The following is a 25,010-nucleotide window of genomic DNA, read 5'->3' on the forward strand; positions in this document are numbered from 1 at the left end:
TGTCATAACGTCTGATATTCAGCTGTTTTAAAGATTGTTTTCAATAGAACCTACTTTTTCCCTGTGCAGTTCAACAGGCTTATCAAGCAGGATGGCAAGAACCGTCATGGTTTTATCAAGCCTTTCTTTCGGAATGTCAATATAAATGATTCCGGGAGTTTCACTCCAGTATAGCTTATTGTACAGGCTGTAATCCAGGATGCTGCCTTCGCCGGCAATTCTGATCCTGGCGATATTATTTTTAATCCCCTTTAAGGCAACCGGCCCGGTAGGAGTTCCTTCCACAAACAGATAAATGGTCTGCCGGTCTTTTGAAAGCGCACTCATCCCGGAATAATGTCCACCGGGAAGTCCTTTTCCGGTTTCAAAAAGTGCTTCCGCATGTTTGCTGATCCATTTCAGGGTTTCAGGATTGGTTTTGGAGGTTTGGGGAAGCGTCATTTCCAGTCCGTCACCGGTCAGTCCTGAATCTTCCGGAATGCTGGAGCCGTTATGGATAAGATAGGCAAGGTCATAAGCGGCCGTCCGGGTATTCGTGTTCTCAAGTATATCTGCCACAGAGAAAGAATCTTTTTTCACATCTTTAAGCAGGGAAGGTCTTTCATTGAAAACAAGCTGAACGGTAGTCACATCCTGATCAAATTTTACTTTTGAAAGATCAACCGTCATAGTCGTATCGTTGCTGAAATGGAAATTTACCTGGGAATTTTTATCACCTACAATCTTTATAGCAGAAGGTTTGCTGGCCAGACCGTAAATTTTAACAAAATCCTTAACTTCTTCCAGGTAAAGAAATATAGATTTTCCGTCTCCTGAAAAAGCAGACTTTCCTTTGTAATTCTCAAAAGGAATTCCCTGTCTGGTTCCATATACCGCCTCTTGATTTTTTGAAGTCCACCTCCCCAAATTCTTTAATATTCCAACCTGTTCTCCGGGAATGGTTCCGTCAGCTTTCGGGCCGATATCCAGCAGAAGATTGCCACCCATACTGATCACGTCGGTTAAGGTCCTGACGATCATATTAGGTGTTTTATAGTGCCTGTCAAACGGCTGGTATCCCCATGAATCATTCATGGTATAGCAAAGTTCCCAATAAGGACTTTGAGGGGCTGTAACCGGAATTCCCTGTTCCGGAGTGTCATAATCACCATGATTGTTAAGCCTTGAATTAATGATGATATCCGGATTGTATTTCTTTAAAAGAGCAAGGGTCTGGGGAGCTTTCCATTCTTCGGAAGAATGTTCCCAATCACCGTCAAACCATAATAAATCAGGTTTGTACTGTTGGGAAAGTTCATTCAGCTGAGTCTGATAGTAGGAAACAAACCGGTCCCACCGTTTCGGGTCATTTTTGAGTTCATAACGCTTTTTTGTGCGGGTATTGATATCGTAATAAGGATGGCTCCAGTCCGGAAGAGAAAAATATATTCCGGTTTTAAGTCCTGATTTTTTTAATGCACTGACAAACGGAGTCAAGACATCTTTTCTGGCTGCGGACTGTCGGGAAATAGTGACCGCCTGTTCAGCTTTAGAATCCCAGAGAGAAACACCGTCATGATGTTTAGAGGTAATAACAGCATATTTAGCCCCGGAATTCCGGATCAGGTCAACCCATTCTTCCGGTTTATAACCCGATGCTGAAAAGCCGTTAAGCTGTTTCATATAATTTTCGTGATTGATGTAATTATTGAAAAAAGCCCATGACTCGGAAATGCCGTTAACAGAATAAATGCCCCAATGGATAAAAATACCGAGTTTGGCATCTCTGAACCATTCCATTTTTTTTGCACTGCCTGATTGAGTCTGAGCATTGATATACGGTGCTGCTGCCATCAGTCCTAAAAAAACGGCTGCTGTTAACCTCTTTTTCATTTCTCTTTTTTATGCTAAAATAAAGAAAGAAGTGCTAATTTTCCGAATAAAAAAATAAATATTGTATGGATTGATGACAGAGTTGAATTATACGTGTAAAACTGAAATGCTGAATGATAAAATGTTGTATTTTTAACAAATTCATAAATGGAATACTTCTTGTAAGTTTCTTTAAAAAAATAGAATATGAAAATTCCAATGGTATTAATGGTGGGTTTACTGACTGTGGGAGCGTCCGCACAGACGACGAAACCAGTGAAAAAGATAAACAGGCCGGTGAAAAAAATTAAAAAAGCAGAAACTCCGAAACCGGTAAAAGCTGTCGAACCTAAATTTATTGTTAAGAAGGATACCCTGCTTAAAAGAGGAGGATACTGCCCGGCCTGCGGAATGGGATAAGATATGAAAAAGCCTCACCTGGGATTATCCATGATGCCGGAAGCAGATTTTGTTTCCGCTATACTTCCGCTGTTGCAGGATCAGTCGGTTGCCGCACTGGAATGGTCTTTTGATACGGTTGATCAGGAGGATGAGCCTGAATGGCTTGGTAATCTTCTTGATTTTTATGCTGAAAACAACCGCCTGCTGGGGCATGGAGTGTACTATTCGCTTTTTGATGCCCGATGGACAGAGCGGCAGGACGTATGGCTTGATAAACTGAAAAAAGAAACCGAGAAAAGGAAGTACAGCCACATTACGGAGCATTTCGGGTTCATGAATACCGAAAATTTTCATCAGGGAGTTCCGTTGCCGGTTCCGTTGCATTCCCGGATATTGCAGATCGGGAAAGATCGTCTGGCACGTTTGCAGGATGCCGTAGAAGTTCCTGTGGGTGTGGAAAATCTGGCTTTTTCATTTTCAGCGGATGATGTCAGAGATCAGGGGGGATTTCTTGAAAAACTGATTGAAGATACAGATGGTTTTCTTATTCTGGATCTTCATAACATATACTGCCAGTCCTGTAATTTTGAAACGGATATTCTGGACATTGTTAGAATGTATCCGTTGGAAAAAGTAAAAGAAATTCATCTTTCCGGAGGAAGCTGGCAGGAAAGTGTATACGGAAACAGGCCTGTGCGGAGAGATACTCATGATGATAAGATCCCTGAAGAATTATTTACGGTATTGCCTGAAGTTCTTCTCAGCTGCCCGAACCTTGAATATGTCATTATTGAAAGACTGGGACATACCATTCGTACCTATACCGAAAAGCAAGATTTCCTTCATGACTTTGCCAGAACTGAAAAAATCATTGAAGCTTGTGAGTTTTCAGCCAGGCAGCCGGAAATGTGGAATGGTAAAATAAAGATTTCTCCGGAACCTTTACAGGATCAGCTGCTGTATGAAGAACAGACGAAACTGACCCGGTTTTTATATGGAAACAATGATGCCGGATCTTTAAAAAATGAAAATTTCAGCTATTTCAATGTTCAGAAATGGGATGATGAAATGATAGAAACCGCCAGGAATATCATTAAAAAGTGGAATCCTTACTGATCCTTTTCATATGGGCAATCAAAATAAATGAAAATGGCAACGTACTTTTAATTACTGCAGCTGTCCTTGCAGCCTTGATTGCAGGGCTCTTCTATGCTTACTCCTGTTCAGGGGGGGGGCGGGTCCGGGTTAAACTTCCCGATTCAGAATATCTTAAGGCGTGCAGAGCATCAAGCGGGAAATTCTTAACCCTGTTTTTTGTAGATTTTATGGGAGCGGCAATACTGCTTCAGGCGACAGCTTTTCTTTTCCTGAATTAACTCTGAAATTGATTCCGTAGAAATACGCAACTGTAAATTAAGTATTTCTACGGATGCGCTGTATGTGTTTTTATTTGGAAATTTACATCAGCATAAACAGATTTAAGTATTTAAAGTTTTAAGACTTATAAGCTCATAACCAAAGAAGTTCATATTCCACAGAGAAGAAAGGCGGTCCTGATGGGCTGCCTTTTTTCACGCTGCTGTTTATGATGAAAGTAGCTTTATTTTTATTGTCAGGATCTAATGAAAATCTCTCCAGCCGCCTGTAAAGCCTTATTTGTTTATCAGCAGCTTTTCTAGGTTTTATGCCTAAAGTTTAAAATAATCATATTCATCAGAATATCTCCGTTACCTCAAATAGAGTGTAATAACCTGCCGGAAACAGTGTTTTTCCTGTAATACAGTCATTGGTTTATGATGACCTTTGTTTCAATCAAAATCAAAATTAAAACCAATGAAACATTTAGAATTTTTTTTCGGTATGAGATGTTTATCTCTTAAAAAGTTTTACCCTCTGCTGGCTATTGTTATCCTGTTTTTTGCAGGAAGCTGCAGCAGCGACGACGATGAGCCTGTTCCTCAGCCCGTATCCTACAATGTAGAAAATCCTTTGGATAAATATCATGAACTGGCAGGATTTACAACCACAGTCAATTTCGTCAATTCCGGAAGCTATGAATTCGGACTTACTTTTTCACCTGGTGTAAAAGGGAAAATCAGTGCCGTCACCATAAAACTTCCTGATGCTAATCCGGCTTTGAGGATCACATTCTGGGATTTTAACACTAAAACGGTACTGAGGACGGAAACAGTTAACGTTACCGGGGCCAATACTTTAATTACTAAAGATATTGCAGAACTGATGCTGGAGAAAGACAAAAAATATATGATCACCATGAACTCCAACGACTGGTATAAGAGATCAAAACCGGATAATACCAATGCTGCATATCCTTTCACTGCCGGGAATATCAAAATCTGGGATTACAGATGGGGAAGTGGTACGACTCAGACCTTCCCGGTGAATACTTCACTCGATTATAACGGAGGAGATTTAAGCTTTAATTTTCAACAGGTAGACTAATAACCCTATTTTTTCAACGGAAAAGGCAGTTCAACGGAACTGCCTTTTCTATTTCTGTATTCGGATCTGATCAGATCTTTAAAAGTTCAATGGTTCTTTCCGGATTCTCCGTAGAGAAGACTGCATTTCCCGCTACCAGAACATCAGCTCCGGCCTCGAAAAGTCTGGAAGCATTATCCAGATTCACGCCACCGTCAATTTCAATAAGAGCTGTGGAGTTATTGCTCAGGATAAGATCTTTTGTTTCAGCAATTTTCTTGTATGTGTTTTCAATGAACTTCTGTCCCCCGAATCCCGGGTTTACACTCATTAAAAGAACAAGATCCACATCTGCAATGATGTCTTCAAGCATCAGTACCGGCGTGGAAGGATTTAAAACAACTCCCGCTTTTGCCCCTCTGCTCTGGATATGATGAACTGTTCTGTGAAGATGGGTGCATGCTTCATAGTGTACGGAAACAAGGTCTGCACCATGATCGATAAATTCATCAACATATTTTTCAGGCTCCACGATCATCAGGTGAACATCCACAAATTTTCTGGCATGCTGCTGGATGGTCTTCATTACAGGAAAACCGAATGAAATGTTGGGAACAAATCTGCCGTCCATTACATCAACGTGGAACCAGTCGGCCTGGGATCTGTTCAGCATTTCAATGTCTCTTTGCAGGTTCCCGAAGTCTGCAGATAAAAGGGAAGGAGCAATAAGCTTCGTTTTCATTTTTACTTTTTATACTTTTACTTTATATTATCCTGTTGGGAATGAGCGGTTATTGATGAGTAATAACAGGTTGAATCCCATTATTAAACCTGTCTCTGTGACAGATAACTTTTTATGGTTATTATTTCTGACTAAATGTCAATCGCAAAAATCCCGGTGTAATCAAAGGGAAGGCTTCCGCTGTCATTTAATTAAATCAGAAATTTCGTTCATTCTTAATGATATTTCAGTTTCATATCCGGTTTGATCTTCAGAAGTGTTTCGTAGATGAGTTTAATTACATTGCCTACGTCTTCCTTAGATACCATTTCTACCGTGGTATGCATATAGCGCAAAGGTAAGGAAATTAATGCACTTGGTACACCGCCGTTGGAATGGGCAAAAGCGTCGGTATCGGTTCCCGTAGCTCTGCTGGCAGCTGCCCGCTGATAAGGAATCTTTTTATTTTTTGCCGTATCGATAATCAGTTCCCTGATCGTGTGATGAATACTCGGAGCAAAGAAAACAACAGGTCCCGCACCGCATTTCTGATCCCCTTCTTTCTTTTTCTCAATCATCGGGGTTGTGGTGTCATGGGTAACATCGGTTACAATGGCAATATTAGGTTTGATGGTATCGGCGATCATATCTGCTCCATACAGTCCGACTTCCTCCTGAACGGAATTGGTAATATACAGCCCGAAAGGAATTGTTTTCTTATTTTCTTTTAAAAGTCTGGCTACTTCTGCAATCATAAAACCACCGATTCTGTTGTCGAGTGCTCTGCAGACAAAATAGCGGTCATTCATTTCAAAGAACTCATCGGGATAAGTGATCATGCATCCTACATAGATTCCCATGTCTTCCACTTCTTTTTTGGTTACAGCACCACAGTCGATGAAAATGTTTTCAATTTTCGGGGTAGGTTCGTTCTGATTGGTTCTGGTATGAATTGCCGGCCATCCGAATACACCTTTCACGATTCCTTTTTCTCCATGAATATGAACTACTTTGGAAGGAGCGATGGTCTGATCGGATCCTCCGTTTCGGATCACATAGATGAGCCCGTCATCTGTTATATAATTAACATACCATGATATTTCATCGGCATGAGCTTCGATAACAACTTTAAATTCAGCCTCGGGGTTGATGATCCCATAACAGGTTCCGTAATGGTCTACTTCAATCTTGTCTACATACGGTCTGATGTAATCCATCCAGATTTCCTGACCTTTGTGTTCATAACCGGTTGGGGATGAAGTGTTTAAGTATTTTTCTAAAAATTTCAAAGATTTCTTTTCAAATTTCATAAAAAGGAATGATTTTTGCGTTTAATTTTTGTTCTAATAAGCGTAAAAATAATGAATTTTAGCAAGATTATCTGTCTTTTTATCTTCTTTTTTGGGATCGGTGTTTTTGGCCAGAAAGATTCTATCGTGGCAAAACCGCTTAATCAGTATCCGCCTGAGTCCTTGAAAGTAGATGAATTCGGTAATAAATATTACTATGATGAAAGACAGAAAGTAAAGATATTTGAAGTGAATGGCGAGCCTGTTGTAGAGCTGGATGAACTGGTTTTGGTCAATAAGCCCAGATTCAATAACCAGCTGGATAAAAACTATTACTATTTCCTTAATAAAAAACTGTACAGGGTGTATCCGCTTTTTGTAACAGCACTGCAGCAGTACAGGGATATACAGGCAGATATGAATAATATGGACAGCAAAGCCAAAAGAAAGTTTGTAAGGGAAAGACAGAGTATGCTGGCCGATCAGTACGAAAAACAGCTGAGAGATCTTACCACTACGGAAGGGCAGGTATTTGCCAAACTGATGAACAGGGCAACAGGTAAAAATGTATATGAGATTATTAAGGAACTCAGAGGCGGATGGAGTGCTTTCTGGTGGAATGTAAAAGGAAAAATGGCGGATATTGATCTGAAAGACCAGTACAATCCGCATAAAAACAGAACCGATGAGTTTGTAGAGTCCTTACTTCAGTCTAACTGGAATTCCGGCTATCTGCAGCCATATCCGGGAGCCAATGATTTTAAAATTAAGAAATAAGAATAAAAAATTCCTGTATTGTTACAGGAATTTTTCTTTTAGTTTATCGAATACAATCTTATCTATCGGCAGCTGGAAAGGATTGTCCGGCTGGTCTATATCGATCCATTCTGTTCTTTCAATGCATGGGTCAAGGATCAGGAAGTCTTCTTCTGTGGTAATATTTACAATATAATATATGGTAAGAAGCTGTTCATTTTCTCTGAAACGCGAAACCAGGAAGTCTTCCTGGGTATAAAAGTGTTCCACAATTTCTATCTTTACATTCAGTTCTTCATCAAACTCGCGGTGAAGGCAATCAATAACCCCTTCTCCGAATTCCAGTCCGCCTCCCGGAAATTTCATTAAAGGTTCGCCGGCATACTCTTCAAATAAAGTCAGTACTTTTTTATCTTTCACAGCACAGGCATATACTCTAATGTTGATCTTGTCAATCATATATAATGTTTTGTATAGCTAATGTAAGGAAATATGAGGAAAGGGCAAAGCATACCCGTATATTGATTTTCCTGCCCCTTTTACCATCCTGTTATAATTTTATGGCGTTAATCATTTCTCTTTTCCCCGGAGGTCCCTGTTTCTTTTCTACTTTAAAGTTAAGCTCCTGAAGAATTCTCCGGACACTTCCTTTAGAAGAGTAGGTTGTTAATAATCCGTTAACGGTCATTTTGTCGGAAACCATTTCAAAAAGGGGCTTTTCCCAGAGATCTGGCTGTACTCTTGCTCCGAAACAGTCAAAATAAACAAGGTTGATCCCGGGCAGATGAATGTCTTTCAGGTCGAAAAAGTCACATTCTATCTTTTTTAGATGGAAACCGCTAATGATTTCCACTGACTTTTCCCAGTCTGCCAGATGAATTTTCTGATAAATATTTTTGAACTCAGGATTATCAAAAAGTTCAAAATAAGCTAAATCATTAACTTCGGATTCATTTATGGGGTATTTTTCGAGTGAAAAATAGTTGATGACATGATTTTTGTCAGTTTTTAAATATTCATTAATTGTCACTAAAACATTCAAACCTGTTCCAAAACCGAGTTCTAAAATATTAATTTCATAATCATTTATTAGATTTAGTCCATTTTTGATAAACACGTGTTCGGCCTCCTGAAGTGCCCCGTGATGAGAATGATAATTTTCATTTAAATCGTTGATAAACAGTGTTTTGCTTCCGTCGTTTGTGGTCTTAATTTCTCTTTTCAAGCTATTTTTTTGTCAAATTTACTCTAAAATTTTTATATTTAGAAAATTATATTAAATTTGTAGAACATCGTAAAAATTTTAAAAAATGATAATTCAAAAAACTGAAAACTCCAGAATTTCTACATTCAACCCTAACGATTTTTCATTTGGAAGTACTTTTATCGATCATATGATCATATGTGAGTATGAAAACGGAAAATGGGGTGATGTAAAATTAGTTCCTTATGGTCCGATACCATTTACCCCTGCTATGATGGGCGTAAACTATGGACAAGCTTGCTTTGAGGGTATGAAAGCCTACAAAGATAAAGACGGGCAGGTTTTCCTTTTCAGGCCTGAAAAGAATTTTGAACGTATCAACAAGTCTGCAAAACGTCTGGCTATGCCTGAAGTAACTGAAGAGATGTTTTTAGACGGGTTAAAAGCACTGGTGGATATGGACAGAGACTGGATCCCGCAGGGTGAAGGAATGTCTTTATATATCAGACCTCTTATTTTTGCTACCGAGGAAGCGCTGAAAGCAAGAGTAGCCAATAAATACATGTTTGCCATTGTGGCAACTCCGGCGAAGAGCTATTATGCAGAACCTGTTTCTGTAAAGATCTCCGACCATTATTCTAGAGCTGCCAACGGTGGAGTAGGTTCTGCCAAAGCTGCAGGTAACTATGCCGCTTCTTTTTATCCTACACAGTTGGCTATTGAAGAAGGGTATGAGCAGATCATCTGGACAGATGACGCAACTCACGAATACTTCGAAGAGAGTGGAACGATGAACGTTTTTGTAAGAATTAATGATACGATCTATACACCTCCGACTTCTGAAAAAATCCTTGACGGGGTTACCAGAGATAGTTTCATTCAACTGGCTAAGAAAAGAGGTATTGAAGTGAAAATTGAGCCGGTAGCTGTAAAAACAGTGATCGAAGCTCAGAAAAACGGTACCCTGAAAGAAGTATGGGGAGTAGGTACAGCAGTGGTAACTACTGTATTCCAGGCTTTAGGATACGAAGGTCAGAAACTGGAGCTTCCTAAACTGTCTGATGAAGAAAGCTATGCTGCTATTCTTAAAAAAGACCTGGTAGACCTTCAGAACAACCTTTCTGAAGATCCGTTCGGATGGAGAGTGATGGTAGACCACGCTTTGGAAACTGTTTAACTGTAATCCAATAACAATATAAAGCCGGAATTTTCCGGCTTTTTTATTTGAATCCTCCCTGAGAAATTACCAATGATCTTTATTCTTGCCTGATGGCTGATGAATAAAAGTCAGTTTTTGAGATAGATTCCGGGCCTTCGAATTTGATTCAATTCAAATTAAAGATTTAAACTTTCTTAATTCACAGAGTCTGTTAAGATAAATAGAGCCGTGTTGTATTACACTTTATACATTTCTTCTTCAAGTTTTGTAATTGATTCCCGAAATGTGTATTTTCGCAAAAGTTTATGAAAAAATTACTCTTCATATCAGCAGTAAGTCTGTTGAGCTGTAACCGGAACGCACAGACCGTGCATCCTCCGGTGGGAGGTGTTCTGAGCCAGAAAGACCTGGAGGTTTCCAGAAACAGAATGAAAAGCCTGAATACCATTGAAAGGGAACAGATTCAGGACTGGATCAGCGGCCAGTCTGTGAAATATTATCCTACACAGCTTAATTACTGGGTAACTGTGGAAGGTTTTGATCAGAGAAAGAAAAGAGAGGACGAAACTTTTATTTCTTATTCCTATGATCTGTATGATTTTGATCAGACGAAGATCTATGACAAACCTTTTGTGAGAAGAGATGCCAGATTCGGGCATTTTGATGAACTGAAAGCGGTAGAAAATGCTTTGCGTTTTATGCAGGATGGGGAAGAAGTAACGCTTTTGGTACCGTCTTCACTGGCCTACGGAACTTTTGGAGATGAAAATAAAATAGATAACGATATACCCTTAATCATAAAATTAAAAGCGCTATAAATAATGAAATTGTTTAACAAGAATATAATTCTGGCAGCGGCAAGTATTTCGCTGATGAGTTGTACACCAATTTATAAAAAAATGAACGTAGACAAAGAAACTTTCGAAGGTCTTAATAACGGACTGTATGCAAACCTTCAGACTTCCAAAGGAAATCTGATCGTAAAGTTTGAAGACAAAAAGGCACCCGTAACTGTAGCCAACTTCATCGGGCTTGCCGAAGGGAAAATCGATAACAAGGCTAAGGCTAAAGGAGTTCCTTATTATGACGGGACGATCTTCCACAGAGTGATCAAAGATTTTATGATCCAGGGAGGTGATCCTCAGGGAACAGGAATGGGAGATCCGGGATATAAATTTGAGGACGAAAAAAATGACCTTAAACATACAGGAAAAGGAATCCTTTCTATGGCAAATTCCGGACCTAACTCCAATGGTTCCCAGTTCTTCATTACCGAAGTAGCTACCCCGTGGCTGGATGGAAGACATACGATCTTCGGAAAAGTTGTGAAGGGAGATGATGTGATCGATGCTATTGCCAACGTAGAAAAAGGAGCTCAGGATAAGCCTAAAACAGACATCGTATTAGAAAAAGTTTCTGTATTCAGCAAAGGTGATGAGTACAAAAACTATGATGCTGCAAAGACTTTCAACGAAGGAAAGGCAAAAATCGCTGAAAACAACAAAGCTTTCATCGCTAAGGAAGAAGCTGAAAGAAAGAAAAAAGAAGAAGAATTCAAGGCTAATCAGGAAAAAATGGTAGAAAACCTGAAAGCCGGTATGCAGAAAACAGAATCCGGTCTTTACTATAAAATCACCAAAACAGCGGACGGTAAGGCTCCGAAAGCAGGGGATAATGTATCTGTACATTATGCAGGAAAGCTGATAGACGGTACGGAATTCGACTCTTCATTCAAGAGAAATGAGCCGATTGAAATTCCAATCGGAATGGGAAGAGTGATCAAAGGATGGGATGAAGGCATCCTGTTGCTTAAAGAAGGAGAAACTGCTACTTTACTGATTCCGCCGGCAATGGGCTACGGAGAAAGAGGAGCAGGAGGGGTGATCCCGCCAAATGCATGGTTAATCTTCGATGTTGAGCTTGTAAAAGTGAAGTAATTGAACAATTTATCATATGAAAGCCGTCCGTAAGGATGGCTTTTCTGTTTTGTTAAGGGAAGGTCGGTTTTATTGATGGAAAAACATTATTTTCGTGTATAAAATCGATATATGAAAAAAATCCTCTATACGCTCCTTATGCTTTCTGCCGCTACATTTTCCGCTCAGGGAAAGAAATTCTTTCAAGGCGGAGAAGTAAAACTGCAGGCCCCGATAGAGAAAATCAATATGAAATTTGCCTATGATCTACCTTTTGTGCAGGTCATGATCAATGGAAAATCTTACAACTTTCTGTTTGATACCGGAGCTCCTACGGTAATTTCTTATGCGGTTTATGAGGAACTGGGCCTTAAAAAAAAGCATTCCAGTAAAGTAAAGGATTCCCAGAAAAACAAGCAGGAACAGATCTTTACTGTTCTGCCGGAAATGACCGTAGATCAGGCCGTTTTCAAAAATGTAGGAGCCGTTGTTATGGATTTCGGAACCTCAGAACTGAGCTGTTTCAAAATGGATGGTATTCTGGGAGCTAACCAGATGGCTAAACTGGCCTGGAAAGTAAATTATGGGGAAAACTCGCTGGAAGCTGCTGAAAATATTTCACAGTTTGATCTGTCAGGCTATGATATCGTTATTCCTTTTGATCCGAAAACACAGAAAACACCGGTTATTAAAACTAAAATTTTAGATAAAAAGACAGAACTGACTTTTGATACCGGATTTTCAGGAAGGCTTAAAATAGGGGAAAGCAGCTATGATGCTAAAAAAGCAGGGCAAAGTGTGGAAGTTTACGGAACCAGTTCAGTAGGTGCTTATGGCGCAGGAAAACCGTCACCCGGCTATATTTTCAGGCTTCCTGAACTGACATTGGGAAATAAAAGCTTCACCAATGAAATTGTTAATACGGGAGGTTCAAATCTCATCGGGAACGATTTTTTCAAGAATTTTATTTTTATTCTCGACTGGTCCGGAAATAAGATCTACATGAAACGTATTAAAAATGAAACGGTTAAACTTGAATCTTTCGGATTCGGATATCGGTTTATTGATGCCAGGCCAACGGTTGCCCTGGTTTACCAGGAGGATAATTTTCCATTGAAAATCGGAGACTCTATCATCAGCATCAACAATATTAATCTTGAAGGTCTTAGCAAAGAAAGTGCATGCTATTATTTTCTTAACAGGGCGGAAAAAGGAGAGGAGGTCATCAATCTGAAGATAAAGAGGGAAGGAAAAGTGATGGAGACGAAACTGGAGAAGAAGGAATATCTGAAAAGCTGAGAAAGACAGAATACAGAAATTCCTGATGAAGGTGTGCAAACCTTTGTATCTGAAAGGTAAACGAAGCGGCTTTGTTTAAAAATACGGACATTTTATACATCCCTGTTTAGGTTTAATTAATAAAGAGTAATTCTCTTCAATTCACCGTTTTATACCTGTACAATGATCCTGTATTATTGTGATAGATAGGACAATAAAAAATCCCGCTCAAATTTATTGAGCGGGATTTTCAGTAAAATAAGAATTAAAGTTACAGATTTCTGCCTTTGTTCATTTTTGACGAATAATTTATTTTTCCGGCAAGGGAACTGATAAATACAATTCCAAAACCGAGGTAAGCCGCAAATGCGGTCAAATAAACAATTAAGCTGTTAAAGCCTGGATTGGCAACATATACCAATACCGAAAACACAGCAAAGCTCAAAAGAAGCACAAGGCTCCAGATATGCATTTTTGCAGCATCTTCATTTCTCTTAAAAATCATTTCCAAAAAGTCTCTCATCATTAATCACTTTTTAAGGGTTATACATATTTTTTCCGTTCTTCCATAGAACGGTCCGGAAACTGTTTCCGTTATCATATCAGGTCGGAAGATCATGGTGAACTCGGCTAAGGTCACGATCTCTGAAACCGTATAATTATTCGTACCGGATAGACTCATGTTCTTACCGGAATAGTGTTAAAAGCAATATTGAATCAGTAGGGTTGATTCATGAGCTTTATGATACCGTACACAGCATTCATCGTAATGGAATTGATAATGGTAACTATCTTTTCCTGCGCATACGGCATCTAAAGAAAAAGGATCATATAAAAATATGGGAACCGCCTTAATCCGGCTCAGCGGAAACTGAAGATCCGCAGAAAACCTTTCTCATCTTTGTGCTTTTATAATTTTTTTTTCATTATTTTTAGTAGCCAATTTCATGCCAAAGTGAATTTTTTACCTGGTTTTAATTTAATATCTGAACAGCTTATTCCTATATATGAAGACTTCTGAGAGCATAAAAGATGATATCAATACCGTTTTGGAAAAACTTCTAAAGCTGGCAAAAGACCGCTGTTGGAATACCATTTCTTCCAATATCCGGTTTATTGTGACTGATTTCAATGAACTGACGGGAACTAATTTATTTGAAAGGAGAATATCGGGAAACAGAGTAAAAAATTCTAAGAAATTATTGTCGTTAGAATCTGCTGTTGCAATTTTAAGGAAGGATTATGATGACCTCTATGATATCAATTTATATATCTTCAAAGCATTTAAGAATGAAACTATTATTGAAATTCAGTATTATAGAAAATCAAATTTTGAACCTGATTATTTGGCTGCTGTAAAGGACCATAAGGCCATGTTTCACGCAAAAATTAATTTGCCTCCTTACGCTTCAGAAGGTGGGAAATTCGATGTTAACTGGGAATCGGGAGGAGGTTTCAGGCATGCCTTGAAAAGTTTTCTTGATCAGTTTGAATATAAGTATAAAAAGGTAATAAAAAAGCTGAAAAGCAAGTGAGATACTTTTGTTTAACCAAAAGACTATGCTTTTTATTTGCCGCAGATTGCACAGTTCCAGGCAGATTTTTAATCCGCCTAAATAATAAAAGATCCACAGTTTTAGCCCAAACCTATATTGCTAATCTGTAAAATCTAAGAAAGAAAAAAGATCGTGCAGCCGTGGCATTGATTTTTTAACCACAACAGACTGACGCTTAAAAGACATTTTTAAGTTTAAAAATTTGAATATAGAAGTTCACGGAAGCTTTAGAAATCTGTGATTTATATTTCCCACAAAATAAAAAATCTGCCATATCTGCGAAATCAGCGAGAGAAAAAATACAGGTAAATATCTCCTGATATGCAGAATTTATTCAATAGAGGCGGACTTTAATCCGCCTAAATAATAAAAGATCCACAGTTTTAGCCCAAACTTATATTGCTAATCTGTAAAATCTACGAAAGAAAAAAGATCGTGCAGCCGTGGCATTGATTTTTTAACCACAACAGACTGACGCTTAAAAGACATTTTTAAGTTTAAAAATTTGCGTATAGAAGTTTACGGAAGCTTTAGAAATCTGTGATTTATATTTCCCACAAAATAAAAAATCTGCCATATCTGCGAAATCAGCGAGAGAAAAAATACAGGTAAATATCTCCTGATATGCAGAATTTATTCAATAGAGGCGGACTTTAGTCCGCCTAAATAATAAAAAACAATCCATCGGGCTTTAGCCAAAACCTATAAGAATCATTTAACGGGACATTAATAGAACTCAATCATAAAAAATGCGCTCAAACAGCCCCTGACAGATATGTTTGAGCGCCAATAAATTAAAGTGATCATTTTACCAGTTCTTATCAATCATATAAATAAGCTGGGTCATAGCGGTTGCTCCTAACAGCAATTCTCTTCTGTTTACTTTTTCAAAAGTATCTTCTTCCGTATGATGAATGTCAAAATATCTCTGGGAATCCGGCACAAGCTCTGCTGTTGGTACGCCCATCTGCTGAAGCGGAGAGATGTCGGCTCCTGAATATACGCCTTCAAAGTTATAAACGCCGTAAGGGAAAAATAATTTTGCCCAGCTTTTGATCTGGTTTCTTCTGGCATCATCCATTTCCATTGCAATTCCTCTCGGTGCAAAGCCGCCCGCATCGGATTCTATGGCAAAAAGATGTTTTTCATTTTTCTCTTTAGCTGTTTTCCCGTACTGGAGACCGCCTTTCAGACCGTTCTCTTCATTGGCAAAGCATACGGCCCGGATGGTATGGTTATTCTGAATACCCAGTTTTTTGAAGGTCCTTAATACCTCAATGCTCTGTACAATTCCGGCTCCGTCATCGTGGGCTCCCTCACCCACATCCCACGAGTCAAGGTGCCCGCCTACAACGATTACGCTGTTGTCTTTTTTACCGGTAATTTCACCAATAACGGAATAGGAGAGTTTTTCACCTTTCATCCCGCAGTTGGAATTAAGTTTGGCCGTAACCTTCTGTTTTTTCAGGAGGGCTTCCAGTTCATCAGCAGTTGTATTTCCGATAGCTGCTGCCGGAACTTTGGTGATCCTGTCTTCGTAGCGCATGGCTCCTGTGTGGGGGACATCATCAAAAGCTGAAGACAGGGATCTGATAATGGCAAATTTCCCGCCTTTCTTAGCAGTTAATGAAGCTGCATTTACTCTGTATTTGGCCGCATCACCATAGCCTCTGAAAGTTTCCACAAAAGACTGGCTGAACGGGTAATTGAAAAAAACAATCTTATCTTTTACTTTTTCTGCCGGAAGTTTTTCATATTCTTCCATAGATTTTACCATGATGATTTCTCCCGATACATCTTTTCCGCCGGTACCTTCAGAGTTTCCGAGGGATAGCATTTTCAGGTTTTTCCATTTTCCGTCTGCCGCTTTAATCTGGAGGGATTCTTTACCTCTTTCCCAGACCGGGATCATCACTTCCTGAAGCCATACTTTATCAGCTCCGGCTTCGCGCAGTTTCTGTTCTGCCCATTTCACAGATTTTTCATAGGCTTCAGAGCCGCTTAGGCGGTGTCCGATGTTTTTGGTGAGTTCTCTCAGATCGGTATAACCTTTTCCGTTGTTTAAAATTTCATTGGAGATTTTACTGAACTGTATGGAATCTTCTTTGGTCTGGGCAAAAGCAATCATTCCGAAAAGCAATAATGAGGTTCCTAATATCTTTTTCATTGTTACCAATTTTTATCAATTATATAAATAAGTTGTGTCATCACCATTGTACGGATTTTTCATAAGCCTGAACCGCTTAAACGGCGGGTGATGATCTGGGTGAGTACTCTCAGTTCGGGATATCCTTTTCCGTTGTTCAGAATTTCTGTGGAGATTCTGCTGAACTGTGTGGAATTTTCTTTGGTTTGTCCGGAAAGAGCGCCATTCCCGGTACGAAAAGTGGTAAGCTGATGCTCTTTTTCATATTACCAGTTTTTATCCACCATAAAAATCATTTGCGTCATCACAACGGCTCCGAGAAGAAGTTCTCTTTTATTCACTTTGTCGAACGTATCCTGTTCGGAATGATGGTAATCGAAATATCTTTGGGTATCTACAACAAGCTCTGCTAAAGGAATATCCTGTTTCTTTAAAGGAGAGATATCCTGAACGGCATCGGTTTGGTCGAAATCATACACCCCGTAAGGGAGAAAATATTCTTTCCAGGGATAAACCAGTCTTCTTCTCTGAGGAGACATATCCAAAGAAAAGCCCCGCGGAGAATAGCCCCCTGCATCTGTTCCCAGAGCAAATACATGCTTTTCTTCTTTCTTTTTCACATAAGCGGCATACATTTCACGGCCCTGTCCTCCGTTTTCACTGTTGGCGAACAGAACTACCCGGATGGTATGGTTATTTTCATAGCCAAGAGCCTTCAGTGTTCTTAAAACCTCGATACACTGAACCACTCCGGTTCCGTCATCAATGGCCCCTTCACTGATATCCCAGGAATCAAGCTGAGCGCCCAAAACAATAACTTTAGAATCTTTTTTACCCTGAATTTCAGCTATAATATTAGGATTGGTTGTATCTCCCTTGGATTCGGCCGTCATATTGATTTTAGCCGTAACTTTTTGTTTTTTCAGTGTTTTTTCCAGTTCATCTGCTGATCTTACCCCTATGGATAAGGCCGGAATTTTAACTTTATCATCCGGTTCATAATAAATCATTTTGGCATGAGGAGTATCATCATCAGCAGTTGTCAATGATCTTATGATTAATGCTTTTGCTCCTGTTTTAGCGATTACGGAAGCGGAAATTAATTTGGATTTTGCCGTAAGCAGATAGGAATCGCCTGTGTTAATGATTTTCGGGTCCATAGGAACGTTCACAAAAACTATTTTGTCTTTTAGCTGGCCTATTGACATGGCATTAAGCTCGGAAGTGGAATTGATCAAGACAATTTCACCTGTCAGATCTTTTCCGCCTGTTCCTTCAGAATTTCCGAAAGAAAGCATTCTGATGGTTTTCCAGTCTCCATTTCCTGCTTTTATCTGTAAAGATTCTTTCCCTCTGATCCAGACCGGAGTTTTGGCTTCCTGTCTCCAGATCATATCAATACCTATATCTTTGAATTTTTTTTCAGCCCATTCTACTGCTCTTGCATAGCCGGGAGTGGCACTGAACCGCGGTCCGATCCCTTTTGTGAGTTCTCCAAGATGATCATAAGCTCTGCCATTGGTCATAATCTCGTCCGAGATTTTTTTAAATTCGTCGTGATAATTTAATTTTACAGGAATCGCTGATTTTCCGGCAGGCTTTTTCTGTGGCTTTTTTTGAGAAAATAAAAATCCACTCAAAAAGAGTGGAAGTATAATGAAGATTTTTTTCATTTTTTATTTACCTTTCTTTTTCCGATGTTAAAAGTAGGGAAAAAATAGGAATTTATTAAGGTTTCATATCATACATTAAGAGTGCTGTAACCAATTTCGGTTCAATGAATGTACATTTCGGAGGCATACTGAGCTTCAGATCTGAAATTCTGATCATATCATTGAAACTTACAGGATAAATTCCAAAGCCCACCTTGCCTTCACCGCTTTCTACCTTTTCTTTTAAAATGTTGATGCCCTCGATGTTGGATGTCCCTTTTATATAGGTAATTTTCTCAGAGCTGTCAGGATCTTCTATTTTCAGGATATTTTTAAAGATATATTTATCAAGAAGGTGGTGATCCAGATTATCCAGAGACATTTCCTTTGAACGGAGATCGTGCTTTACGTGGAGTGAATAAAATTTGCCGTCCAGATACATTGAGATGTGGAACTTCTGTGAAGGGAAATAAGATGCTTCTCCTTTTTCGTGGATCAGGAAATACTGCTCAAGTTCTTTTAGGAATTCCTCACTTGAAAGACCGTTAAGATCACTCAGAATCCTGTTGTAATCATGAATCTTAATAGACTGGTTGGAAACTATAAAGCTGTAAACGAAATTATATGCCTCTGTTCCGTTATGCTTTTTGTTTTTTTCTTTATGACGTTTGGCATTCAATGCTGTGGAGCCGATCCTGTGGTGGCCGTCTGCAATATAGAATGAATCGATCTGATCAATCACTTCCTTAAACTGCTGAAGTTTCAGACGGTTATCTATTCTCCAGATTTTATGTCTGATCCCGATAGAATCCACATGGTTGAAGATCGGTACGTTTTTTTCCTCATGATTCATCAGGAGCTCAATCTTGGAATTGGAAGGGTAGGTAAGCAGTACAGGTTCTGCCTGAAGACTTACTTTTTCCAGATAGTGAGCCAGTTTTTCTTTTTTCTGAGGAATGGTACTTTCGTGTCTTTTGATCTTTCCGTTCAAGAAATCCTCAATACTGGCTAATCCGAGTAAGCCTCTGAAAATTTGTTTGTTCGGGTAGATCTGCTCATAAAGATAGTATGCAGAATTGTCCTGGACGAGTTTTTTATCCTCCAGAAGTTCTTCAAATGTAGACCGGATCTTCCGTAAGTTCCGGTCGATATCTTTGGATTTACTTACCACATACGGTTTTATCATATTGATGTAAGTATTCTCTACTTGAGCTTTTTCCGCAATTTCCTCCTGGGTAAAATTATCCAGAGGGTGGGTAGGGAAAGTACTCTCAAGGTCTTTATGAGGTCTTATTCCACGAAAAGGTTTGAAAACAGGCATATTTATTTTATAGTTTCTTTTTGTAGCTTAATAATTTGTTCCGCAAGTTCAGCCCCGATTTTTTCCTGTGCATCTACCGTGTTTCCGCCTACGTGAGGAGAAAGGGACAGTGCGGGGTTCATCAGTAAGGGAAGTTCCGGGTTGGGTTCGTTTTCAAAAACGTCCAGTGCTGCTCCTGCTACTTTTCCTGACTCGATGAAGTCTATCAGGGTTACTTCATTGATCACTCCGCCTCTTGCAGTGTTTACAATGTAGACTCCGTCTTTCATTTTTTCAAACTGAGGCGTGTCTATGATATATTCGTTCGTCTTTGGAGTATTGATGCTGATGAAATCTGTGTCTTTAAGGAAAGAATCCATATCGTTGGTAGAGCTGATCTCAAAATCCAGGCTTTGTCCGTCAAAAAAATCAAGGGTAAGTTTTTTTGTTTTCGGGTTTTTGGTCAGTACTTTGATTTTCATTCCCAAAGCGATTCCCATCTTCACTACTTCCTGTCCGATACTTCCAAAGCCGATTACTCCCAGAGTCTTGCCGGAAAGTTCATACGCATTGCTGAATGACTTTTTCATGGCGTTGAAATGGGTTTCCCCTTCCAGAGGCATCAGCCTGTTCGATTCATGAAGGAATCTTGCCAGGGCAAAAAAATGTCCGAAAACCAGTTCTGCCACAGATTTTGAAGAAGCAGTAGGCGTGTTGATGACTTTAATACCTTTGTTTTTGGCGTAATCTACATCAATATTATCCATTCCGATACCGCCGCGTCCGATAATTTTCAGGCCCGGGCAGGCATCAATCAGATCCTGTTTTACTTTCGTGGCGCTTCTCACTAAAAGAACGTCCACATTATTTTCATTGATAAAATTAATAACGTGATCCTGGGCCACTCTGTTGGGCAGGACTTCAATTCCCGCTTCTTTAAGTGCCTGTTCTCCTGTTTTTGAGATTCCGTCGTTTGCTAAAACTTTCATGTGTTATTGGATTTAAAGATTAAAAAATCCGGTTTATTTAAAATATTTAAATCGGGCCGCAAATTAATAAATTTAAATGAACTGCGTCAGATCTTTCAATCTTTGAGTTTTTTTATAATTACCTGATCGATTTCATCACGTCCACCAATACCTGTACACTTTCTATTGTCAGGGCATTGTAAAGACTGGCTCTGTAACCTCCAAGACTTCGGTGTCCGTTAAGACCACTGATTCCGGCAGCTTTCCAGGCATTGTCAAACTCTTCTTTTTTGCTCTCATCTGTTAATTTAAAGGAGACATTCATCAGGGAGCGGTCTTCTTTTACACAGAATGTTTCAAACAGAGGATTGCTGTCTATTTCGTCATATAATAATTTTGCTTTGGCTTCGTTTCTCTGTTCGGCAGCCGCGATTCCTCCGTTGCTTTCAAGATGCTGAAGGGTAAGAAGAGAGGCATAAACCGGGAATACCGGCGGGGTATTGTACATGGATTCTTTGGAAATATGCTGCGAATAATCCAGCATGGAAAGCATATTTTCTCTTCCTGTTTTTCCCAGGATTTCTTTTTTTATCACCACAAGCGTTACGCCTGCAGGTCCCATATTTTTCTGAGCTCCTGCATAGATCAGATCAAACTTTGAAAAGTCGAGCTGTCTTGAGAAGATGTCAGAACTCATATCGCATACCATCAGGGTATCCACTTCAGGGAAGGATTTCATCTGAGTTCCATAGATTGTGTTGTTTGAGGTGCAGTGGAAATAATCGTATTCTGAACCTACCGTATAATTCTTCGGAATGAACGAATAGTTTTCTTCTTTGGAAGAACCTACTACATCTACATTTCCTAATTTTTTAGCTTCTTTAATAGCTCCGGCTGCCCAGGTTCCTGTATCCAGATAGGCTGCTTTACCGTCTGTCTTCAACAGGTTGTAAGGCACCATAGCAAACTGCATACTGGCACCGCCTCCCAAATAAAGGACTTCATACTCATCGCCCAGGTTCATCAGCCTTTTTACGATGGCACGCGCTTCATCCATTACTGCAACAAAATCTTTGCTTCTATGGGATATTTCCAGAAGAGAAAGTCCGATTCCGTTGAAATCAAGAATAGCCTGTGCGGATTTTTCAAATACCTCCTGAGGTAAAATACATGGTCCTGCGCTGAAATTATGCTTTTTGCTCATAGTGTTGTTTTTTTGTGCAAGAACAGACTTGCGGTTTCATTATTAAAATTTTACTAGATTTCTTGATATTTATAGTAAAAAAAACCGTCTCATCGCCATGAGACGGCGTTTTTTATTCACCGTGTAAAAATGCTTTTTTATTAAGCAGGGCTTCTTCTGATTCTACGTGGTCCTCATCCGGAACACAGCAGTCCACAGGACATACTGCGGCACATTGCGGTTCTTCATGGAAGCCTTTACATTCCGTACATTTGTCAGTGACAATGAAATACACATCGTCACTTACAGGTTCCTGCGGATCATTAGCATCTACAGTAAGTCCCGAAGGCAGTGTTACAGTTCCTTGAAGAGTAGTACCTTCAGAAGCTTTCCAATCTACGGCTCCTTCATATATTGCATTATTAGGGCATTCCGGCTCGCAGGCCCCACAGTTAATGCATTCATCAGTTATTTTAATAGCCATCGCTAATTTTTTTTAAATTTGCACAAAATTACAAAATATTCCCCAATTGTAAAGTAATTATGAATACCGAAAATCAAGTTTTAGGACTTATTAAGTTAAGTGACTATATAAAAGCGTTTCTGATAAAGGATCAGGCTGATGAGAATGAAAATGATTCAGAATTTGAATTATTGCTGAGAAAATCAGAAATTGAAAATCCGTGGTTTACTGTTGATAATCAGAAATTTGCCCTGAAACAATGGACAGAGCTGCTGACGGAAGAAAATATCAGTGCATGGCTTAAGAATTATTCTGTTTCAAAGACTGCCCGCAGAGTCGGACTTATTTTAGCCGGAAATATTCCGCTGGTAGGGTTTCATGATGTAATCTCTGTGGTTTTGAGCGGGCATATTCCGCTGATTAAACTGTCTTCAAAAGATAAATATATGATTCCGTTCCTGCTGAAAAAATGGAATGAGTTTTCAGAAGGGCAAATTCCGTTTGAACTGGTGGAGAGACTGGAAGGTTTTGATGCGGTTATTGCAACGGGAAGTAATAATACTGCCAGATATCTTGAATATTATTTTAAAGACCATCCCAGTATTATCCGCAAAAACAGGACTTCTGTTGCGGTATTGAAAGGTGATGAAACCGATGGGGAACTGCAGCTTCTTGCTGAGGATATTTTCCGCTATTTCGGTCTGGGATGCAGGAATGTAACCCGTATCTTTATTCCGCAGGATTTTGTGATCGACAGACTGTTTGAGAATTTTCTGGGCTTTCAGGATATTATCCATCATAATAAATACGCTAACAATTATGATTATAACAGAGCAGTGTATCTTCTGAATCAGGAGCAGTTCTGGGATAATAATTTTGTGATGCTGAAGGAAGATGATAAACTTTTCAGTCCGCTTTCTGTGATTAATTTCAGCAGATACACTTCTTTGGATGATGTTCAGGAATTTATCGCTGAAAACGAAGAAAATATTCAGTGTGTAGTGGCTAAGAAAGATGTAGGATTGGAAGCTGTTCCGTTTGGAGAAGCACAGCATCCGGCTCTTGATACTTACGCTGATAATGTAGATACCATGAAATTTTTGGAAGTAGTATGATTTTTCGTATCTTAACTCACTTATTTCATCCAATAACAAAATAAAACTTATGAAAAAATTATTTTTAGGATTTGCGCTGGCTGCTGCTCCCTTCATGTTTGCCCAGAAAGTAACAAATATAACGGTTGAGCGCCCGAAAAAAGAAATACCAACTGAGCTGAGTAAGGACAAGGCTAAAATGTATAACGAAAACCTTGTGAAATTTCTTGCAGCGGTAAAAGTGTCAGACCGTACTGCTATTGATGCCTTGCTTTCCGATAAAGTAAAGAATATCGTTACTGATGATGTCCTTAAAAAAGTAAGGGAAGGTATTGATTACAGCAAAAAACTGGAACTTCTGAAAGCCGGATATCATATGACCGCAGACGGTGAAGGATATCCGAATCTTAAATACAGATACGCTGGCGATTCTTCCAACAAAGAGGCTGTAAGTGCTGTATTTGAAGAGGACGGAAAGATTCTCGGAGTAATGCCTGTGAATAACAAGTAATTTTTATTTTCGATACATAAAAAATTTTAACTATGATGACAGATTCTTTAGTTGCGCATTCCTCGGAAGTGGAAAAAGCGGACTTTTACAGGAAAACGTATTTACACGTTGCTTTATCAGTCCTTGCTTTTATAGGGGTTGAAACTATTTTATTAAAAACCGTTCCGGTAGAACTGATTGCCATGATGTTCGGACAGAAATATACCTGGTTACTCATTATCGGGGTGTTCTGGCTGGCCTCCATTCTGGCTAATAAGTGGTCTCTGTCGCAGAGCAGGTCTACACAATATTTAGGTCTTGGGTTTTATATCCTGCTTGAGGCGGTGATCTTTTTACCTTTGATCTATATTGCCGTTAATTCAGCTGGTGTGAATGTGATCTTTCAGGCAGCGATGCTTACGATTTCAATGTTTGCAGGGCTTTCACTGGTTGCTTTTATGTCAAACAAAGATTTTTCTTTTTTGAGAAATATAATTGTGATCGGTGGGTTTATTGCCATCGGACTGATTGTGGCCGGAGCTGTTTTCGGGTTCAATCTCGGGCTTTGGTTCTCCGTAGGAATGGTGCTTCTGGCTTCCGCAAGTATCCTGTACGAAACAAGCAAGCTTAAGAATACTTATACCACAGGGCAGTATGTAGGAGCTGCTTTACAGCTGTTTGCCTCTATCATGCTTTTATTCTGGTATATTCTGAGAATTTTAATGAGCAGAAGAAGTTAATTTGAATCAATGATGAGCCGAAAGATCTCATTTATTTCATACGAATACTGTAATCCTGATGATTTTCATCGGGATTTTTTTATTGCCGCGGATGAACGGATCTTTTACTGATATGCTGATGATGGCTGTCTGGCTTATTTTTCTAAATATATGTAATCTTGTCAATTGATCAGTATAAGCTTTTCATTTTATGTCTAAGAAAATCTGCTCAATCAGCCTGATCTGCGAGCTATTTTTTCGACGCAAAACTTTTGCTTTTAGACAATGCAGATTTAAAGGGAGCAAAGTGAGGAATCCACTCTGTTGATCCGATGAAGCGACGGATTAGCTTTCGGCTATTTATTGGTCACCAATCTAAAAACTTGCTGAAAATCTTGAATTTTCTTGCGCCTTACAAGCG

Annotated in this window: 24 protein-coding genes; 12 read left to right on the plus strand and 12 right to left on the minus strand. The window is 39.3% G+C overall.

The window, feature by feature from the left end; translation table 11 throughout:
- Positions 1–27: 27 nt before the first annotated feature.
- Positions 28–1,872 (minus strand): alpha-L-fucosidase, encoded by a 1,845-nt coding sequence (locus tag AC106S_RS19880; protein ID WP_482441414.1) that lies wholly within the window; start codon positions 1,870–1,872, stop codon positions 28–30.
- A gap of 186 nt (positions 1,873–2,058) precedes the next feature.
- Between AC106S_RS19880 and chrA the strand changes: the two genes are divergently transcribed.
- From chrA to AC106S_RS19895, 3 genes are all read left to right on the plus strand, one after another.
- Positions 2,059–2,271, plus strand: coding sequence for an MNIO class RiPP chryseobasin precursor ChrA (gene chrA / locus AC106S_RS19885; protein ID WP_482441415.1), 213 nt, complete (start codon positions 2,059–2,061; stop codon positions 2,269–2,271).
- Positions 2,272–2,274: 3 nt separating this feature from the next.
- On the plus strand, positions 2,275–3,369 hold the full coding sequence (chrH, locus tag AC106S_RS19890; protein ID WP_482441416.1) for an MNIO family chryseobactin maturase: 1,095 nt from the start codon (positions 2,275–2,277) through the stop codon (positions 3,367–3,369).
- A 717-nt stretch (positions 3,370–4,086) separates the two neighbouring features.
- Positions 4,087–4,716, plus strand: coding sequence for a hypothetical protein (locus AC106S_RS19895; RefSeq protein ID WP_482441417.1), 630 nt, complete (start codon positions 4,087–4,089; stop codon positions 4,714–4,716).
- 70 nt (positions 4,717–4,786) lie between these two features.
- Here the strand turns inward: AC106S_RS19895 and rpe are convergent, their stop codons facing one another.
- Together rpe and chrP are read right to left on the minus strand one after the other, a co-directional pair.
- Positions 4,787–5,437, minus strand: a complete 651-nt coding sequence (gene rpe / locus AC106S_RS19900) for a ribulose-phosphate 3-epimerase (RefSeq protein WP_482441418.1) — start codon at positions 5,435–5,437, stop codon at positions 4,787–4,789.
- Positions 5,438–5,652: 215 nt separating this feature from the next.
- Positions 5,653–6,726, minus strand: a complete 1,074-nt coding sequence (gene chrP / locus AC106S_RS19905) for a chryseobasin maturation metalloprotease ChrP (RefSeq protein ID WP_482441419.1) — start codon at positions 6,724–6,726, stop codon at positions 5,653–5,655.
- Between the two features lie 51 nt (positions 6,727–6,777).
- Between chrP and AC106S_RS19910 the strand changes: the two genes are divergently transcribed.
- The gene (locus tag AC106S_RS19910) at positions 6,778–7,482 is read left to right on the plus strand and encodes a DUF4294 domain-containing protein (RefSeq protein WP_482441420.1); all 705 of its coding nucleotides are present in this window, start codon (positions 6,778–6,780) and stop codon (positions 7,480–7,482) included.
- Between the two features lie 21 nt (positions 7,483–7,503).
- Here the strand turns inward: AC106S_RS19910 and AC106S_RS19915 are convergent, their stop codons facing one another.
- Together AC106S_RS19915 and mnmC2 are read right to left on the minus strand one after the other, a co-directional pair.
- Positions 7,504–7,920 carry an NUDIX domain-containing protein gene (locus AC106S_RS19915; RefSeq protein ID WP_482441421.1) on the minus strand — a complete coding sequence of 139 codons (417 nt, stop codon included), beginning with the start codon at positions 7,918–7,920 and terminating at the stop codon, positions 7,504–7,506.
- 91 nt (positions 7,921–8,011) lie between these two features.
- Positions 8,012–8,686 carry a tRNA (5-methylaminomethyl-2-thiouridine)(34)-methyltransferase MnmC2 gene (gene mnmC2 / locus AC106S_RS19920; protein ID WP_482441422.1) on the minus strand — a complete coding sequence of 225 codons (675 nt, stop codon included), beginning with the start codon at positions 8,684–8,686 and terminating at the stop codon, positions 8,012–8,014.
- A gap of 85 nt (positions 8,687–8,771) precedes the next feature.
- Here mnmC2 and AC106S_RS19925 point away from each other — a divergent pair, with 85 nt between their 5' ends.
- The 4 genes from AC106S_RS19925 to AC106S_RS19940 all read left to right on the plus strand — a co-directional run bounded on the left by AC106S_RS19925 (position 8,772) and on the right by AC106S_RS19940 (position 13,039).
- Positions 8,772–9,842 carry a branched-chain amino acid aminotransferase gene (locus tag AC106S_RS19925; protein ID WP_482441423.1) on the plus strand — a complete coding sequence of 357 codons (1,071 nt, stop codon included), beginning with the start codon at positions 8,772–8,774 and terminating at the stop codon, positions 9,840–9,842.
- A gap of 287 nt (positions 9,843–10,129) precedes the next feature.
- A complete protein-coding gene (locus AC106S_RS19930) occupies positions 10,130–10,642 on the plus strand; it encodes an FKBP-type peptidyl-prolyl cis-trans isomerase (protein WP_482441424.1) in 513 nt (170 codons plus the stop codon).
- Positions 10,643–10,723: 81 nt separating this feature from the next.
- Positions 10,724–11,761 carry a peptidylprolyl isomerase gene (locus AC106S_RS19935; protein ID WP_482441425.1) on the plus strand — a complete coding sequence of 346 codons (1,038 nt, stop codon included), beginning with the start codon at positions 10,724–10,726 and terminating at the stop codon, positions 11,759–11,761.
- 111 nt (positions 11,762–11,872) lie between these two features.
- Complete coding sequence (locus AC106S_RS19940; RefSeq protein ID WP_482441426.1) at positions 11,873–13,039, plus strand: aspartyl protease family protein; 1,167 nt, start codon at positions 11,873–11,875, stop codon at positions 13,037–13,039.
- Between the two features lie 250 nt (positions 13,040–13,289).
- Here AC106S_RS19940 and AC106S_RS19945 read toward each other — a convergent pair whose 3' ends face one another.
- Complete coding sequence (locus tag AC106S_RS19945; protein WP_482441427.1) at positions 13,290–13,544, minus strand: hypothetical protein; 255 nt, start codon at positions 13,542–13,544, stop codon at positions 13,290–13,292.
- A 481-nt stretch (positions 13,545–14,025) separates the two neighbouring features.
- On the opposite strand from AC106S_RS19945, the gene AC106S_RS19950 reads away from it, so the two are divergent.
- Positions 14,026–14,553, plus strand: a complete 528-nt coding sequence (locus AC106S_RS19950) for a hypothetical protein (RefSeq protein ID WP_482441428.1) — start codon at positions 14,026–14,028, stop codon at positions 14,551–14,553.
- A gap of 829 nt (positions 14,554–15,382) precedes the next feature.
- On the opposite strand, the gene AC106S_RS19955 is transcribed toward AC106S_RS19950, so the two are convergent.
- The 6 genes from AC106S_RS19955 to AC106S_RS19980 all read right to left on the minus strand — a co-directional run bounded on the left by AC106S_RS19955 (position 15,383) and on the right by AC106S_RS19980 (position 22,307).
- Positions 15,383–16,741 (minus strand): M28 family peptidase, encoded by a 1,359-nt coding sequence (locus AC106S_RS19955; protein WP_482441429.1) that lies wholly within the window; start codon positions 16,739–16,741, stop codon positions 15,383–15,385.
- A gap of 245 nt (positions 16,742–16,986) precedes the next feature.
- Entirely contained in the window at positions 16,987–18,393 is a 1,407-nt protein-coding gene (locus AC106S_RS19960) for a M28 family peptidase (protein ID WP_482441430.1), read from the minus strand.
- Positions 18,394–18,448: 55 nt separating this feature from the next.
- Positions 18,449–19,693: a DUF1015 domain-containing protein gene (locus AC106S_RS19965; protein WP_482441431.1), complete on the minus strand. Its 1,245-nt coding sequence runs from the start codon at positions 19,691–19,693 to the stop codon at positions 18,449–18,451.
- A 2-nt stretch (positions 19,694–19,695) separates the two neighbouring features.
- Complete coding sequence (locus tag AC106S_RS19970; protein ID WP_482441432.1) at positions 19,696–20,661, minus strand: D-2-hydroxyacid dehydrogenase; 966 nt, start codon at positions 20,659–20,661, stop codon at positions 19,696–19,698.
- A 118-nt stretch (positions 20,662–20,779) separates the two neighbouring features.
- Positions 20,780–21,844 (minus strand): 3-phosphoserine/phosphohydroxythreonine transaminase, encoded by a 1,065-nt coding sequence (gene serC, locus AC106S_RS19975; protein WP_482441433.1) that lies wholly within the window; start codon positions 21,842–21,844, stop codon positions 20,780–20,782.
- Positions 21,845–21,956: 112 nt separating this feature from the next.
- Positions 21,957–22,307: a 4Fe-4S binding protein gene (locus AC106S_RS19980; RefSeq protein ID WP_062699046.1), complete on the minus strand. Its 351-nt coding sequence runs from the start codon at positions 22,305–22,307 to the stop codon at positions 21,957–21,959.
- A gap of 59 nt (positions 22,308–22,366) precedes the next feature.
- Between AC106S_RS19980 and AC106S_RS19985 the strand changes: the two genes are divergently transcribed.
- Genes AC106S_RS19985 through AC106S_RS19995 form a run of 3 tightly spaced genes read left to right on the plus strand, consistent with a single transcriptional unit; the run spans position 22,367 to position 24,610 of the window.
- Positions 22,367–23,401 (plus strand): acyl-CoA reductase, encoded by a 1,035-nt coding sequence (locus tag AC106S_RS19985; protein ID WP_482441434.1) that lies wholly within the window; start codon positions 22,367–22,369, stop codon positions 23,399–23,401.
- Between the two features lie 49 nt (positions 23,402–23,450).
- Entirely contained in the window at positions 23,451–23,891 is a 441-nt protein-coding gene (locus AC106S_RS19990) for a peptidylprolyl isomerase (RefSeq protein WP_482441435.1), read from the plus strand.
- Positions 23,892–23,923: 32 nt separating this feature from the next.
- The gene (locus tag AC106S_RS19995) at positions 23,924–24,610 is read left to right on the plus strand and encodes a Bax inhibitor-1/YccA family protein (protein WP_482441436.1); all 687 of its coding nucleotides are present in this window, start codon (positions 23,924–23,926) and stop codon (positions 24,608–24,610) included.
- The last annotated feature ends 400 nt before the right edge of the window (positions 24,611–25,010 follow it).

Source organism: Chryseobacterium sp. FR054, assembly GCF_056844565.1.

Excerpts from the sequence above, each read along its gene's own strand:
- AC106S_RS19990 (WP_482441435.1), top strand. The coding sequence starts at position 23,451 with ATGAAAAAATTATTTTTAGGATTTGCGCTGGCTGCTGCTCCCTTCATG.
- AC106S_RS19930 (WP_482441424.1), top strand. The coding sequence starts at position 10,130 with ATGAAAAAATTACTCTTCATATCAGCAGTAAGTCTGTTGAGCTGTAAC.
- AC106S_RS19950 (WP_482441428.1), top strand. The coding sequence starts at position 14,026 with ATGAAGACTTCTGAGAGCATAAAAGATGATATCAATACCGTTTTGGAA.
- serC (WP_482441433.1), bottom strand. The coding sequence starts at position 21,844 with ATGAGCAAAAAGCATAATTTCAGCGCAGGACCATGTATTTTACCTCAG.
- AC106S_RS19895 (WP_482441417.1), top strand. The coding sequence starts at position 4,087 with ATGAAACATTTAGAATTTTTTTTCGGTATGAGATGTTTATCTCTTAAA.
- AC106S_RS19935 (WP_482441425.1), top strand. The coding sequence starts at position 10,724 with ATGAACGTAGACAAAGAAACTTTCGAAGGTCTTAATAACGGACTGTAT.
- chrP (WP_482441419.1), bottom strand. The coding sequence starts at position 6,726 with ATGAAATTTGAAAAGAAATCTTTGAAATTTTTAGAAAAATACTTAAAC.
- chrH (WP_482441416.1), top strand. The coding sequence starts at position 2,275 with ATGAAAAAGCCTCACCTGGGATTATCCATGATGCCGGAAGCAGATTTT.
- AC106S_RS19970 (WP_482441432.1), bottom strand. The coding sequence starts at position 20,661 with ATGAAAGTTTTAGCAAACGACGGAATCTCAAAAACAGGAGAACAGGCA.
- AC106S_RS19915 (WP_482441421.1), bottom strand. The coding sequence starts at position 7,920 with ATGATTGACAAGATCAACATTAGAGTATATGCCTGTGCTGTGAAAGAT.
- AC106S_RS19995 (WP_482441436.1), top strand. The coding sequence starts at position 23,924 with ATGATGACAGATTCTTTAGTTGCGCATTCCTCGGAAGTGGAAAAAGCG.
- AC106S_RS19910 (WP_482441420.1), top strand. The coding sequence starts at position 6,778 with ATGAATTTTAGCAAGATTATCTGTCTTTTTATCTTCTTTTTTGGGATC.
- AC106S_RS19980 (WP_062699046.1), bottom strand. The coding sequence starts at position 22,307 with ATGGCTATTAAAATAACTGATGAATGCATTAACTGTGGGGCCTGCGAG.
- AC106S_RS19945 (WP_482441427.1), bottom strand. The coding sequence starts at position 13,544 with ATGATGAGAGACTTTTTGGAAATGATTTTTAAGAGAAATGAAGATGCT.
- AC106S_RS19985 (WP_482441434.1), top strand. The coding sequence starts at position 22,367 with ATGAATACCGAAAATCAAGTTTTAGGACTTATTAAGTTAAGTGACTAT.
- AC106S_RS19960 (WP_482441430.1), bottom strand. The coding sequence starts at position 18,393 with ATGAAAAAAATCTTCATTATACTTCCACTCTTTTTGAGTGGATTTTTA.
- AC106S_RS19955 (WP_482441429.1), bottom strand. The coding sequence starts at position 16,741 with ATGAAAAAGATATTAGGAACCTCATTATTGCTTTTCGGAATGATTGCT.
- AC106S_RS19965 (WP_482441431.1), bottom strand. The coding sequence starts at position 19,693 with ATGCCTGTTTTCAAACCTTTTCGTGGAATAAGACCTCATAAAGACCTT.
- AC106S_RS19940 (WP_482441426.1), top strand. The coding sequence starts at position 11,873 with ATGAAAAAAATCCTCTATACGCTCCTTATGCTTTCTGCCGCTACATTT.
- AC106S_RS19880 (WP_482441414.1), bottom strand. The coding sequence starts at position 1,872 with ATGAAAAAGAGGTTAACAGCAGCCGTTTTTTTAGGACTGATGGCAGCA.
- chrA (WP_482441415.1), top strand. The coding sequence starts at position 2,059 with ATGAAAATTCCAATGGTATTAATGGTGGGTTTACTGACTGTGGGAGCG.
- AC106S_RS19925 (WP_482441423.1), top strand. The coding sequence starts at position 8,772 with ATGATAATTCAAAAAACTGAAAACTCCAGAATTTCTACATTCAACCCT.
- rpe (WP_482441418.1), bottom strand. The coding sequence starts at position 5,437 with ATGAAAACGAAGCTTATTGCTCCTTCCCTTTTATCTGCAGACTTCGGG.